This window comes from Aequorivita sp. IT1282, from assembly GCF_058068205.1.
Genome location: NZ_JBYRHR010000001.1, coordinates 673,715 through 689,322, shown reverse-complemented (window position 1 = coordinate 689,322; position 15,608 = coordinate 673,715). Strand labels below are relative to the sequence as shown.

At 35.8% G+C, this 15,608-nt stretch carries 11 protein-coding genes; 4 read left to right on the top strand and 7 right to left on the bottom strand.

Annotation, left to right across the window (positions count from 1 at the left end):
- Positions 1-92 precede the first annotated feature (92 nt).
- From AC3RVG_RS03135 to AC3RVG_RS03105, 7 genes are all read right to left on the bottom strand, one after another.
- Positions 93-3,011, bottom strand: a complete 2,919-nt coding sequence (locus tag AC3RVG_RS03135; protein ID WP_489689974.1) for a serine hydrolase domain-containing protein — start codon at positions 3,009-3,011, stop codon at positions 93-95.
- 14 nt (positions 3,012-3,025) lie between these two features.
- A complete protein-coding gene (locus AC3RVG_RS03130; protein ID WP_489689973.1) occupies positions 3,026-3,511 on the bottom strand; it encodes an ABC transporter ATPase in 486 nt (161 codons plus the stop codon).
- 3 nt (positions 3,512-3,514) lie between these two features.
- Entirely contained in the window at positions 3,515-4,306 is a 792-nt protein-coding gene (locus AC3RVG_RS03125; RefSeq protein WP_489689972.1) for a (Fe-S)-binding protein, read from the bottom strand.
- 80 nt (positions 4,307-4,386) lie between these two features.
- Positions 4,387-4,821, bottom strand: a complete 435-nt coding sequence (locus AC3RVG_RS03120; RefSeq protein WP_489689971.1) for an LNS2 domain-containing protein — start codon at positions 4,819-4,821, stop codon at positions 4,387-4,389.
- A gap of 55 nt (positions 4,822-4,876) precedes the next feature.
- Positions 4,877-6,181, bottom strand: coding sequence for a 4Fe-4S dicluster domain-containing protein (locus AC3RVG_RS03115; RefSeq protein WP_489689970.1), 1,305 nt, complete (start codon positions 6,179-6,181; stop codon positions 4,877-4,879).
- Positions 6,182-6,187: 6 nt separating this feature from the next.
- Complete coding sequence (locus tag AC3RVG_RS03110) at positions 6,188-7,135, bottom strand: MlaD family protein (RefSeq protein WP_489689969.1); 948 nt, start codon at positions 7,133-7,135, stop codon at positions 6,188-6,190.
- Between the two features lie 54 nt (positions 7,136-7,189).
- Complete coding sequence (locus tag AC3RVG_RS03105; protein ID WP_489689968.1) at positions 7,190-8,311, bottom strand: N-acetylmuramoyl-L-alanine amidase family protein; 1,122 nt, start codon at positions 8,309-8,311, stop codon at positions 7,190-7,192.
- Between the two features lie 289 nt (positions 8,312-8,600).
- Here AC3RVG_RS03105 and AC3RVG_RS03100 point away from each other — a divergent pair, with 289 nt between their 5' ends.
- From AC3RVG_RS03100 to AC3RVG_RS03085, 4 genes are all read left to right on the top strand, one after another.
- Complete coding sequence (locus tag AC3RVG_RS03100) at positions 8,601-11,366, top strand: putative LPS assembly protein LptD (protein ID WP_489689967.1); 2,766 nt, start codon at positions 8,601-8,603, stop codon at positions 11,364-11,366.
- A 26-nt stretch (positions 11,367-11,392) separates the two neighbouring features.
- Complete coding sequence (locus AC3RVG_RS03095) at positions 11,393-11,773, top strand: Rid family detoxifying hydrolase (protein WP_489689966.1); 381 nt, start codon at positions 11,393-11,395, stop codon at positions 11,771-11,773.
- Positions 11,774-12,178: 405 nt separating this feature from the next.
- The gene (locus tag AC3RVG_RS03090) at positions 12,179-14,647 is read left to right on the top strand and encodes a phospholipase D-like domain-containing protein (RefSeq protein WP_489689965.1); all 2,469 of its coding nucleotides are present in this window, start codon (positions 12,179-12,181) and stop codon (positions 14,645-14,647) included.
- Between the two features lie 9 nt (positions 14,648-14,656).
- Complete coding sequence (locus AC3RVG_RS03085) at positions 14,657-15,541, top strand: endonuclease I family protein (protein WP_489689964.1); 885 nt, start codon at positions 14,657-14,659, stop codon at positions 15,539-15,541.
- Positions 15,542-15,608 lie beyond the last annotated feature (67 nt).

Sequence of the window (15,608 nt, the reverse complement as noted above, 5' to 3'; positions counted from 1 at the left end):
ACGATTCTTTGCTTAGTTTATATTATTTCAATTCAATCAAAGTTAGTCGTATGTATTGTAGCGAAGCGGTTCTGGCTCTCTTCTATATATTTTTAATAATCAATTGCTTCATAAATGGCTTCCTGAATTTTACTACGCAAATCACTTCTTATTAACTTTCGGTTTTCTGCATCAGGAAAAGTTCTGTTCGATAGAAAAACATAAACAATTTCTTCTTCTGGATCTGCCCAAGCTAATGTCCCAGTGAAGCCGCTGTGTCCAAAACTTGTCATAGATACACAGCCACAAGTTGGTCCCGAAGTACCCAATTGTGGTTTATCAAACCCCACACCTCTTCGTACGTTTTTGTCGCAATAATAGCAAGTGTTGAAAAGGTCTAGAATATCAGGATTAAAATAACGCGTGCCGCCGTAAAATCCTTTCCAAAGATACATTTGCATTATTTTTGCGACGTCATTAGAATTACTGAACAAACCCGCGTGACCACTTACGCCACCAAGCATAGCCGCACCTTGGTCGTGAACATAACCTTGAACTTTCTGTTTTCTGAAAACATCATCCTGCTCAGTTGGCGGAATATTATCTTTTGAGAATTTTTGCAATGGCAAATACGTGGTATAATTAGCGCCTAAAGATTCATAAATGTTCTCCTGAACTATCATATCCATTGGCTTATTATATTTGAGTTCGAAATATTTTTTCAAAATATAATAAGGTAAATCGCTATATTTATATTCTAATTGGGAATTTAAGTCGCTATCGCGAATTGTTTTATATATGGTATCCATATAATCCCTGCGCATATAAAGTTTTTCTGCCACCTGTATATTGAAATCTTTATCTGGAATGTCTGAATAATATGCAGAAGACATAGCTGTTTTCTGAGCATTCATTGTATTGCGGTAAAACGGAATCCAAGCCTTAAAACGCGCATAGTGCGAAAGCATTTCCTTTAAAGTAACATTTGCTTTATTGGAGTTTTTATACTCCGGAAGCATTTCAGAAAGCTTGGTGTTTATACTCAATTCCTTTTTATCCACAAGTTCCATTACAAGTGGTAGCGACGCTGTAATTTTTGTTAGTGAAGCCAAGTCGTAAATAGTTGTATCTGTTACAGCAATTTTCTTGTCGTATTCATTATATCCAAAACTCTTTTGATAAATTACCTTTCCTTTTCGAGCAACCATAACTTGTGCTCCGGGAAACATTCCTTGCCTAATTCCTAAGTTGACAAGAGAATCTATCTTTCTTAATTTATAGCTATTAACCCCAACGCTTTCGGGAGTTCCGTATTGAAGTCTACGTAGGGATTTTGTTTTAAAACTAGTATTTAAAGGAAAATCTTCACCTAAAGAAACTGGAAGTTCACCTTTTGCTTCACGCGCACCGAAAATAAGTTGGGCTGAAAGCTTTTGAGAGATTTCACTATTTTGATAAGACATTACAACGCCTTCAAAATTGGCAGTTGTTTTTAGATCGAGCATTGCGTACGGTCTCGCAAAAACATCTAAAATGACTGTATTTGTGCGTGCAATTTCATAAAGCCAAACGAGTTCATTTTCGGAGAATTCAAATCTTTTCCAAGGGTTCTCGTTACTTTTATGAAACCCAATAATTACATAATTATACGCTTTCAATTTTTGAACATAATCATCGAGACTACTTGCTTTTACCCAATCTACTTCATTATATTTTTTCAATTCATTAAGGAAAACCTCTCCGGAAGCGTCTCCAAAATTTACATATGCAATCTTTTTTTCTTGAAGATCTTTTATGGGCAGAATGGCGCGTTTGTTTTTAATCACCGTTAGCGCATTGTCCATTGCCTCTTCGTAAAGCGCATCATCGTTTACAGAATTTAAATCTTCGATTAAATAGTGCTTGTTTACGGGTTTGTAATGATTTAAACCAACTTTATACTTCGCATACAGTATTTTCTTAATAGAATAAGCCAATCGTTTTTCAGTTATTACTTCTGCGTTATAAGCATTTATAAGATACTCCATTGCTTTTGGCACATCTTCTGGAATCAATAAAACATCATTTCCTGCAAGGAATGCAGCGAGTTCAATCTCACCAGGTTTTTTAAAATTTGAAGCGCCCTTCATATTCAAGGCATCTGTAAAAATGAGACCATTGAAACCAAGCTCATTTTTAAGCAAATCTGTTACAACTTTTGATGAAAGTGAAGAGGGATAATTCATCTGAATCTCCAATGCGGGAACGTTTAAATGTGCAACCATCACACTATTAAGACCTTCATTTATCAATCTTTTGTAAGGGTACAGTTCCAAAGTATCCAAGCGCTCTCTCGAAAAATCAATTGTGGGTAGTGTTTTGTGGCTGTCGCTATCTGTATCTCCGTGACCCGGGAAATGTTTGGCGCTGCCCATAATGCCCGCACTTTGCATCCCTTTCATAAACGAAAGTGCCTTTTCGGTAACGTTTTCTTTGTCTTCACCAAAAGAACGATTCCCGATAATTGGGTTTTTTGGGTTTGTATTTATATCTACAACGGGTGCAAAGTTAATGTGAACTCCCAAACGTTTGGACTGTTCGCCAATTCTACGTCCAATTTTTTCAACAATTTTATTGTCGGTTATTGCGCCTAAAGTCATATTCCACGGAAAAGCATACGTAGAATCTAGTCGCATTGCCAACCCCCATTCTGCGTCCATACCAATCATTAGCGGAACTTTTGCTAGTGATTGAAATTCATTGTTCAGCTTAGCTTGACGCACTGGTCCACCTTTAGAAAAGATAACTCCGCCAATATGATAATTGGTTATTAAGTCTTTAATCTTATCGGTCTTTGCTTTGGGATCGCTAGAAAAAATATCGACCATAAAGAGTTGGCCCATTTTTTCTTCCAAAGTCATTTTATCGTAGATGCTATCGACCCATTTTTTTTGATTTTGAAAATCCTTTTTTACAATCAACGGATTTCTATCTTGCGAAAAAGCAGAAAAAGAGAGCAATACAAAAACGAGGGTGATCAATAAATTCTTCATAAGTAACTATCCTTTTATGATAAAAATCTACTGTGCCAGCTTTCGTGAGCGGGAACTTCCCAATTTTCAAGATATTCGGCTTTTGTATTTACAAGATTGTTAAAAACAACCGTGTTTTTTGATACAGATTTATCTTTTGCCATTTTTCTGAAATCGGCCAAAGGTTTGTATGCAATATAGTCTCCCGAATAAAAGGTAACGTTCATCTTATCGAGTAAGTCTACATCGAATTTTTCTTGAAGAGACTGAATAAAATGTACCGAAGCATCAATACTACAGCCAGATGCCGAAGCATTTTCTTGGTTAAGTCCGAGTACAATAAAACGATTGTATTTCATTTCTACAGCCGCTTCTAAATCTGCACCGTGGGCGGTCCATTTGGTTAAGAAATCTGTTGTAAGTTCGGTGATTTCAGCAACTTCATCGTCGCTTAATTTTCTATTGGCCTGATAAACCCAAATTCTTGAATCATCTGGCAGGTTTGTAAAGTCTGTCAACATTATTTATAAATCTTCTGCATTTGCAATCATTTCTGCAACGTCCATCACTTGCACGTTGTTTTCGGCATTTTTGGCTTTTACGCCATCGGTCATCATTACCATACAAAACGGACAACCAGTAGCGATTATATCTGCTGAAGTTTCCATTGCTTGTTCGGTACGTTCTACGTTCACATCTTTATCGCCTGGTTCGGGTTCTTTAAACATTTGTGCGCCACCCGCGCCACAGCACATACCGCGTTGTTTGTTTCGTTTCATCTCCACGAGTTCTACTTCCAATTTTTCAAGTAGATTTCTTGGAGCTTCATATTCGTTATTAGCTCTACCTAAATAACACGGATCGTGGAAAGTTATTTTCTTTCCTTTAAATTTTCCTCCCTCAACTTTCAATCTTCCTTCTGCTAAAAGAGATTTTAAAAATTGAGTGTGGTGCATAACTTCATACTTTCCGCCGAGTTCAGGATATTCATTCCCAATTGTATTAAAACAATGCGGACAAGTGGTTACTATTTTTGTTATTCCGTAACCATTTAAAACTTCAATATTGGTCATGGCTTGCATTTGGAACAAGAATTCATTTCCTGCTCTTTTAGCTGGGTCGCCATTGCAACTTTCTTCGGTTCCTAAAACCGCAAAATCTATATTTGCTTTATTAAGCAACTTTACGAAAGCTTTAGTTATTTTTTTTGCGCGGTCGTCAAAACTTCCTGCGCATCCCACGAAAAACAGCACTTCGGGCAGTTTGCCTTGTGCCGCGTATTCGGCCATTGTTGGGACTTTTATTGGTTCACTCATGTGTTTAATGTTAATTGTTTGTTGTTAGTAGTAAATTGCTCGGACGCTAATTACTATTAACTTTTTTCTATTAACTGAAATCAGTCTTTAAATACTTTAATAGTCACCTCTTTTTCTACTAAATCGGTGAATTTACCTTTGTAGCGAGTTGCTTTCACTAAATGGTTATCTACCCAATGATAGTTTCCGCCACGAGGTTTTCCCATCAGCATGCTGTGGTATTTAAAACCGTGCTTGTTAAGCCACGTTTCGGTTACTTCGCGATGCATCTCCGTACGAGAAGTGAAAAAACAAATAATGTGACCTTCATCATACCATTTGTTTAAGGTTTTTAAGGCATCTGGAAATGGTTTACAAGTTGCCATTCTTTCAGGCTCTTCATTCGGAATATCTTCAGTAATGGTACCGTCAATATCTATTAAATAATTTTTTATTCCTTCGGGAAGAATCGGGCTAATGTGTTCGCCTTTTTCAACTTTTTCGTGCAGCATTTTTTCTACGTCTTCCTTTTTCATATAAATCTTTTTTACCACGAATTCACGAATACTTTCGAAACTGATGGCTATTTAATCAATTTTCATCTTTCCAATTCAATCGGTCCATTTGGTTATAAGGCCAAGGGGCGCCGTTGTTTTCTATATTGGTCATCGCTACATTCAGCTCGGTTGGTGCTGCAGATTGCTCCATAACCAAATATTGACGCATATCCATAATAATACTCAATGGATCAATACTTACGGGACAAGCCTCTACGCAGGCGTTACAGGTTGTACAAGCCCAAAGTTCTTCGCGCGTAATGTAATCGTCGAGCAGTTGTTTTCCGTCTGGCTTAAATTCGCCGTTTTTGTCAATGTTTTTTCCTACTTCTTCTAGACGGTCACGGGTGTCCATCATTATTTTTCGAGGCGAAAGTTTTTTCCCGGTTTTGTTTGCAGGACATTCGTCTGTGCAACGGCCACATTCAGTACAAGTATAAGCGTTCAGTAATTGAATTCTGTTTAAATCCATTACATCGCTCGCACCAAATTTTGCAGGAGCTTCGGTTGCTCCTTCAGCCGGTGCTGCAAATGGATCTACACTTGGATCCATCATCATTTTCACCTCATTAGTAACCGATTCTAGGTTTTTAAATTTTCCTTTAGGCACCACTTTTCCGAAGTAAACATTCGGAAATGCTAATAAAATATGAAGATGCTTCGAAAAGTATAGGTAATTAAGAAATGCAAGTATTCCCACGATATGAAACCACCAAGCGGTACGTTCAATTATATGAAGTGTAGCTTCGGGAGTGCCACTAAATAGTCCAGCAATATACTGTGAAACTACGTTACCGTTGTTCATTTCCTGGAAGTGAATATCTGTGGCGTTCATTAATAGGAAAAGTCCCATCAAAACCATTTCGAAATAAAGGATAATATTTCCGTCGTTTTTTGGCCATCCTTTCATTTCAGGTTTCCAAAAACGTTGCAATTTTAAAGCGTTTCTACGAAGCCAAAATACTATTACAGATACGAAAACTAAAAGCGCTAATATTTCAAAGAAACCAATTAAGAAGCCATAAAAACTTCCTAATGATGAAAAGATTCTATGCGTACCAAAAATACCGTCTATAATAATTTCTAACACCTCAATATTGATGATGATAAAACCTACATAAACGATTATATGTAACATTCCCGAAATAGGACGAACCACCATTTTAGATTGGCCCAAAGCAATTCGAATTACGTTGCTCCACCTTTGTCCGGTATGGTCTGATGCATCAACTTGATGCCCCAATTTAATGTTGCGTATAATTTTGCGGATGTTGATTGTAAAAAAACCAATACCTGCTAAAAAGACTATTAGAAATAATATATTTGGAATGTATTGCATGATGGTTTATTCGTCTGGATTGGCTGGCGCTTCGTATTCTTTGTTCTTTTTCCCAAACACTGAAATATGTACATAGCGTTTTGGATTAAGTTTAAAATCTTGTACTAATTGCTCAAGTTGTCTTGAGGCTCCTTCTAAATTTTCGTAAAGTTTGTCGTCTTTTAAAAGCTTACCCATGGATCCATTGCCATTTTCAACGCCTGTAACAATTTTATCCATTTTATCTACAACACTCTGCAAATCTGTAACCAATCTGCCAGTTTCAAGTTGCGATAATGAATCTGTAAGTTGGGAAAGGTTACTTGCCGTTTTATCTAGATTAGTAAAGGTATTGTCTAATTTACCGGTATTGTTAGCGAGCACTTTATTCAAGTTTTCTGAAACGCCCGCAAATGAATTAAGAGTTGTATTTAAGTTTACAATTGCTTGTTGCAAATTACGACGTGTTTCTTCATCTACTATAGCGTTAATACTTAATAATAATGTATCAACTGTAGCCAATGTATTATTCACTTTTTTCTCTAAAGGTCCCAATGCTTTTGTAACGGCGGTAAGCATACCGTCTTCTACATCGCCACGAAGCGTGTCGCCACTTTTAGCAATATTATTGTCGTATTGCGGAAAAATACCTAAAGATTTTCCTCCAATTAACCCAGTGCTATAAATACGTACAATACTGTTTTTGGAAAAATCGAAATCTTCCTCGACTGTAAACTTTACTACCAAACCTCCTTTTGAGTTGGCAAAAGTTATATTTTGAACCTTTCCAACGGTAAGTCCATTAATAGTTACAGGGGCTGCTTGCGCCAAACCTTCTACGTTGTCGTATTTTACATAAAATTCGCGGTTTTTATCAAGCAAATTTGTGCCTTTCAAAAAGCTGTATCCAAAGATTAACAGCAATATAGCTCCAATGGCGAGGATTCCAGTTTTAACTTCTTTCGATAGTCTCAAGTGTATAGTTTTAGATGATGAGCAAATTTAAAGCATAAATATAAAGAATGCACACTAATTGGCTTTCGATTTTAACACTTCTGGTAGATTAACTTTTTTACCTTTTTTAAAAGCCACAACGTAGGCTGAGGGATATCCTTTTTGTTGTACAAAGGTTTTCATTACCTGAATTTTATTGTAGTCTGAAGATTCACCGTAATAATATTTAAAAAGTCCATCCTCTTTTTCGCGAGTTACATCTTTTAGGCCTTTGAAATTATTGGGCTTCAAATCCAGTTTTCTGCTACTAGCAGCCAATTGCACTTTGAAAGTTACACCCTCGTAAACGGCTTCCTTGGTATTTTCAATAGTTTTTTCAACTTGTATTTGTTCTATTTCGGGATCTTTTATTTTTTCTGTAGCTACTGAAAGACTACTGATGTATGATTTTATGGCATTTCCTATTTCACGAGACATTTCAAACTGTCCCTTCTCTGAATCTAAATATGCACCTTCACTTTTATTGGTAAGAAATCCGGTTTCAATTAGAACACTCGGCATATAGGTATTGTGAAGCACCCAAAAACCTGCCTGTTTCACACTTCTATCTTTTCTTTTTAAATTATTAATTACATTATTTTGAACCAGACTTGCAAGTAATATACTTTGATCTAAATATTCTTCCTGCATCAAAACCATTCCTATCAGAGATTCTGGGGCATTAGGATCAAATCCGCCATATTTTTCATGATAGTTTTCTTCTAAATAAATTACTTCGTTTTCTTTTTTAGCTACCTCAAAATTCGCTTGTGTTTTGTGCAGTCCTAAAACGAAGGTCTCAGCGCCAGAAGCATCAGAATTATGAGCGTTACAGTGTACAGATACAAAAAGATCGGCATCTGCCTTGTTTGCTATTGCAGCGCGTTCACGCAATTCAATAAATATATCGGTTTTACGCGTGTAGATTACTTTTACATTTGGAAGCTTTTCTAGCTCTGCTCCCACTTTTAAAACAATATTTAGAGATATTTCGGATTCTTTGTATCCATTCCCTTTGTTTCCGTGGTCATGGCCACCGTGACCAGCATCCAAAACAACAACAAACGGTTTGATGGGTTTTTCCGTCGCAGATTCAGCGAAAGAAAAAAATGTTAATGCTATAACTATTAAAAAAGAAGTGAAAAGTTTAGTGTGCATATAAATGTTAACGATTGTTATTATTGATTATTTTAAATATTTAGCGGTTTAACTCAACACCGCTTGCTCTTACTTTTAAACTATGACTGCTCTTAGCAGTCCATGATTCATACAAATCGATTTATAATGGTGACTATTAACGAATAACTAATTTTTTCATATTCATCTGTACTCTGGATTCATTTTTGATATGATTCATTTTAGTCATATTTCGTTGTTCTTTTCAGTTGAATTTTCTTTTTCCAAAAAATTCAATTTAAAAAACGTACCCGAAAAAATATGTTTATTTTTGACCGTTTCAAATATTGAGCCAAATCTACAAAATAATAGTACCAGCGCATTGCAGACAAAAGATCATTACTTAACAATCTTCTTAACATTCCTGCTCCTTTGCAGCACTGTTTTGCATGCACAAGACATTCCCCCAAAGAATGAAACCAATATTCCGAAAGTAACTAAGGAGGATACTCTTTCTGTAAACCTAAAACCTGTTATTGATGAAATTACTGAACAGGCACAGGATACTATAAAAACCGATTCTATTAAGCCTCCCAAAGAAACTTTGACCGCTATTGTAGATTATTACGGCGAAGATTACGTTTTGCTAAACCGAAAGGAAAACAAAGTATATATGTATAATAAAGCATATATAATTTATGGTGATATGCGTATTGATGCGGGTTTGATAATTCTAGATTACAACAAAAACGAAGTTTACGCAAAAGGAATAGATAGTGCTGGGGTTTACAGCCAGCGCCCTATTTTTGTTCAGGCTAATAATAAAGTGGAACCAGACTCCATTAGATATAATTTTGATTCGAAAAAAGCACTGGTTTACAATAGCCGAACCGAACAAAATGGTTTTAAAGTAATTGCAGAAGTCACCAAAAAAGTAAACGATTCCGTAGTCTATTTACGAAATGTGAAATTTACCACTTCAAAAAATATTGACGATCCCGAATATTATTTTTATACTCGAAAGGCAAAGTTTGTCCCTAAAAAGAAGATAGTTACTGGCTTAACAAATATGTACATCGCAGATGTACCTACGCCGATTGGTTTACCATTTGCATATTTTCCTTTAACCGAAGACCGAACTTCCGGGTTTATTATCCCCTCTTTTGGTGATAATAACAGTCGGGGTTTCTTTTTTCAGAATGGTGGTTACTACTTTGCAATAAACGATTATTTAGACTTAAGTCTGTTAGGCGATTATTACACGAATGGAAGTTATGCGCTTCGCGGAGAAACGGCTTATTCGCTTCGTTATAAATTTAGAGGGAATTTAAGTGCGAGGTTTGAAAAACTAGTACAGGAAGAAAGAGGATTTCCAGATTTTAGCGAAAGCAGCATCTATAACATACGTTGGTCGCATTCGCAAGACACAAAAAGCAGCCCGAACTCTCGTTTTTCTGCTTCGGTGAATATTGGTAGTAGTCAATATTTCACCGAATCCATTAACCAGACCAACAATGCTAGTGCTTTGGTAAACACTTTGAGTTCTTCTATTTCCTATTCCAAAACCTTTGAAGGCGAACCGCAAGTAAATCTATCGGTGGCCGCTACGCATTCACAGAATACCAATACTGAGGAAATTTCTATGTCTTTACCAAATATGAATGCAAGTGTTTCCAGAATTTATCCGTTTGCTCCAAAAGACGGCACTAAAGAAGGCATCATTGAAAACATAAATTTTCAGTACGATGTAACTGCCGAAAATAGAATACTAACTACAGATTCGCTTTTCTTTAAACCAGAAATGTTTAACGATGCACAAATTGGCGCGCAACACAATATTCCAGTTACAACAAACTTTAAAATTCTTAAATATTTAAGCGCTTCGACAGGTACAAACTATCGCGAAACGTGGGTATTAAAAAGTACGCGTCAATATTATGACTCGACCCTTGACGATGGATTGGGTGGTATTGTTAAAGATACTGTGGCCGGCTTTGAAAGTTACCGAACCTATAATTTTTCTACCAGTTTAGGAACCACGCTTTACGGTCTTTTCAACTTCGGAAAAGATAATAAAATACAAGCGCTGCGCCATGTGGTTCGTCCTTCTATTAGTTATAACATTAACCCTGCATTTGATAGATATTACGATGAATTTATCATTCCAGAAACTGCCGATGAAGCTGCACAAGTAGTATCATATTCGAGATTCGAAAACACACTCTACGGTGCGCCTGGCAAAGTATATTCTAGTAGTATTGGCCTTTCACTTAGTAATACTTTTGAAGCTAAAATGCGCGATCGCGACACAACTGCTTTAGAGCCTAAAAAAATAACTTTATTAAACAACTTAAACTTTTCTACAGCATATAATCTCGCCGGCGATTCTTTACAATGGAGCCCGTTGCAGTTTACGGGAAGCATTCCGATTATTCCTAAATTAGATTTCAACTTCAGCGGAAGTTTAGATCCGTATGCTTTAGATAATAATAATCAAAAGATTGATGTTTTCAATATTGATAACGGCGGAAGTCTTTTCAGATTAACCAATGCCAATGTGAGTATTAACTATTCCTTCTCAAGCAAGGATTTTGATGGTAGCACCGATAAAAATTTAGATAGAACAGACAACGAAACCTTTCGAAACGGTGGTCGTCCCGATGATCTTTTTGGAGAATCTACAGATATTTACGACGGACAGATTTACAAAGAAGACGAGGAAGATGACGTTGACAAAACTAATGTAGAATGGTATAATTACACCATTCCGTGGGATATGCGTTTTGCATACACTGTAACCTATGGTAATAGTCAGCGACAAAATGAAATCTCTAGTCAGTCGTTTATGATGAGCACTAATCTGGAACTAGCGCCACGATGGACAGTCGGTGTTTCTTCGGGTTACGATTTTAAAAATAAAGGAGTAACACTTACGCAATTCCGTTTCCAGCGCGATTTAGAAAGTTGGCAAATGAGCTTTAACTGGACGCCAATCGGAAGCATTAATACGGCTTGGTATTTCTTTATTGGAATTAAATCTTCTATGTTAAGCGATATTAAATACGACAAACGTAGAGAAAGCGATAAGGGACTTTAAGTTTCAAAACTTCAAAACAAAAAAATATGAAAACTATAATCACAACCAAAAATGCTCCAGCTCCTATTGGACCATACAATCAGGCAGTCCTTAACGGAAATATGCTTTACACTTCTGGGCAAATAGCTATTGATCCAAAAACTGGCAATTTGGTAATTGACGATATAAAAAGTGAAACTAAATTGGTTATGGAGAACTTAAAAGCAATCCTTACAGAAGCAGGAATGACTTTTGAAAACGTGCTAAAATCCTCAATCTTTATTAGTGATATGCATAATTTTGCAGCGATTAATGAAGTGTATGCAACATATTTCAATGAGGCTACAGCTCCTGCTCGCGAAACGGTAGAAGTAGCAAACCTTCCCAAATTTGTAAATGTTGAGATTTCGGTGATTGCTTCACTGTAATTATTTCGGAACCAATTAATTCTATCAGTTGCAACAATTGTATCGTTTTTTAGAATTTGGAAAATATTTATTTAGAATAATTCAGCGTTAACCCACGCACGACGGACAATACCACTCCTCGACTTCATCTGTCTTTTCTTCCGGCGGTTTAAACGCACAGTACAATTATAATCGTCTGAAGTTACGATTGTTCCGTTGCTTTACTTTAATTATTTTCAAGAATCAATTCATCAAAGTATAAGTCTATTTAGCTATATTTGATTCTCCTCAATTTTTTTGAATATGAAGTTTGCAACTTTGCGCTCAGTAATGACATGTCTTCTTTTCGACAAGCATTTACACAGCAGCGTTTTTGACTCATTAATTGCCAAACTTCCGTTTTTTAATTGTCAAAAAAACTATCGTATGCGAAGAAAAATAACTCTCAACCAGCCAGCTTCATATTATAGATTTATACTTTTCTTTTTAATGGCATTATTGGTTTCTAGTTGTAGCAAAAAGTTACTCCTAACTTCGCCACTTACTGTTACGCCAGATTATTTATTAAATAATTCTTTTAATGCAGAAAAGGCCTTCGTTCTAAAAGATAACGACCTCGCTTTTGCTTCAAAAATTGATATAATTAAGAATGCGAAAAAAGAGTTGCTCCTTATTTATTATATCTATGATTTAGATGAAACTACGGCTTATATGACTTATTCCATTCTGGAAAAGATAAAAGCCGATAAAGATTTCCGAGTGAAGATTTTAATCGATTATCAATGGAATTATAAAAACCTCGATTTCTTTAGATGGATGGAGAATCAACAGCCAAATGGCATTCAGCAAATTGAAGTCCGTTTTTACAATCGTCCCGCCGTTTCTGTTATTAAATTCGCTGAATTTATGACGATTGGTTGCGCTGGCGAGAAAATTGGAGTTCAGGAAACTACGCCAAACTGCGCCGAAGAAAAATCGATTTATTTAAAAAAATACAACGGCTTATTATTAAGTGAAGCCGAAGATGAAATGAGTTTAGAGGCTAAAATATTTTTAGCCGGATTTTATTCAAAAGACCCAAATGGAATCTTATTTGGAACGCAATTAGGGTACGCCAGAGAATTGCAAACGATGGCAGAAAGTACTACCGCAACTCCAACAATAACGCCAGAAACAAAAGAGAATTTAAAGAAGGTTATGAAATTGTATTGGACTGCTAAAACGGGAAACAATGCAGAGAAAATTGGAGCTAAGATTCAACTTTCTATAATGGGTTTATTCTTTGGGGAACAATTAAAACCCTTTTTAAATGGTTTGGAAACTATCTTGCCTTTTTCACCTAAAGACTTGGATGGCAGTGCTATGATGGCTAATAACGAAATGGATTATGTAACAGATTATAGTCACCATAAATTAATTTTAGCAGACAAAGAGGTGGCGCAATTAGGCGGCAGAAATTGTGCAAACGCATACCATATGCATCCAAATGATTTGGAAAAGAAATACATTTTTATGGATACCGATGTTTTTCTTGAATTAGACGAAAAAGGCGGCAACATTTTGCAAATAAGTTACGATGAACTTTGGAATTATACCAAAATGGTGGCTACAACTTCCGACATAGAAAAGCACGCCCCGATTCGGTATTTATACTTAATTAATAAAGCGACACAAATGGCGGAAGCTGCCTGTCCAGAAAATCTAAACGATTTGGAAAAACAAGGCTGCGCTCTTCAAATATTTGTGCAATTATTAAATTCTGGAACTGAAGCATTAGTTGCTGAAAAACAACAAGAATGGGGAACTAAATATGAAAATTATTTAAAATCTTATCAGGACAATTACGTGAGTAAAACTACAAATGGAAAAGCCTGGACGAGTTTGGATATGCTTTTCGATTCGAATAACGGATATGTTCAAAACACTAGGTTTAGTAACACTTTACATACTGTGAACGTAATTCCTATGACGAATCAAGAAATGTTTTATGTTCAAAATGTACCCTTCAATTTAAGTATTACTAAGCGCGGAAATTTGAAAAACAGAAAATTTGGTTCAGATTATGGCAAGGAAATTGAACACGGTAAGATGATTCAAAAAGTCTGGGAAGATGCTTTTGAGGATGCCTGTGCGAAGAGTAATTTAACCAATGAACCTGTGGAAGTTATTATTCACCAAGGATATTTTTCGCCCACAGAAGGCGTTGTCCACGAAATGAATAGACTTATGAGCAAGAATATTTGCCCAAACATTAAACTAAAAATTTACACGAATTCAATCGGCACTACAGATTTAACACCCATCAATTTTATAGGAAGAAGGCAAATGCAGTATCTTCTTCAGAATAATAAAGAATTTGATTCAGATAGATTTGAATACTTCGAATACAACAAGGATAGATTAACACAAGAAGTAGCAGACAATTTTCCAAGTGAAAGTGGCGTTAAAGGAGCGAGTTCGTTTTCGCTTCACACGAAAGTGATAATTTTTGGTGATGATATTTATATAGGTTCGGCAAATGCTGAATTTAGAAGTTATATGATGGATACCAACAATGGAGTTTTCATAAAAGATGCGCCAGAATTAGTTGCAGCATATAAAAAGATTTTCGAAGAACTAGAGGCAAAAAAGATTGTTGTTGAAGCAAAACACAACATAAAATTTGATGATGTAACGCAACTTAGAACCCAAGAAATAAAAGATATTGACGCCTTATTAAAAAGATATTCTGTAGATGAGCGACCATCAATGGCAACAAGAAAAGAGGAGCTTGAATTTATGATGCGCCAATTTTATGCAATCTTAGATCAGGTTACTGTTGAAATGAAAAAAAGCTTAAAAAAGAAAAAACTTGAAGGTCCATCAAAGTTAGATGAGCTTTTAAAAGTATTTTAAAATTGTAATTTGAAGAAAAAGAAAACCATTTTTAGATTTTCCGTTGTAATTATTTTACTCCTTTTCTACGGAAATACGGCGCAATCTGCAGTACGTAATCCTGAAGTTTTCATTTATTCGACTTCTGATACGATAGTTTCGGAAAAGGTAAAATGTGGTGTAAAAAGCACGGTTTATTCCGATGAAATTATTCCCATACACAACTTAGTTGAAAATTATAAGCCAAAGCAAGTATTAAGCTATGACGAGGCGAGAGAAGTTATGTATACTCAAATTTATAATGTAAACGATACCGTGAGTTGTATGTATACGGGTTATAAATTACCGCTTTTACACACCGAAGAAAACCCTATTTTGAAGTTGATGAAGTTGAATTTATTCAACAGTATAATCGCAGAACATAGCTTTCCTAAAAGTAAAGGGGCTCACGATGGAAACGCTAAGAGCGACATGCATCACCTGTTTCCAGTGCGCTTAGGCGTTAATGTTTCAAGATATAATCATCCTTTTGGCGAAGTAAAAGCAGAAGAATGCGACGTTTGGTATAGTGCAAATGAAAAGTACAAATCGAAACCAGACGAAATTGAATCTATTTGTGCTAAAGAAGGAAATGAAAAATTTGAACCTCAAGACAGTTTTAAAGGTAACGTTGCGCGCGCGGTTTTTTACTTTTATACAATGTACCAAGAAGAAGCCGATTTGGCTGACGATTCATTTTTCGAATTACAACTAACAACTTTATTAGCGTGGCATAAACAGGATCCTGTTGATGAATTGGAGTTAAAACGAACTCATCTCATAGCAAACTATCAGTCGGGAAAAGCAAATCCATTTGTTTTGGATGAAACTTTAGCCGAGCGATTATACGGTTCAAAAGCCGAGCAAAAAAAATAAAAGAATTGATTCCGAAATATTTTGATGAAATTATTTTTGGCAGCTTTAGTGTAATCACAGACATACT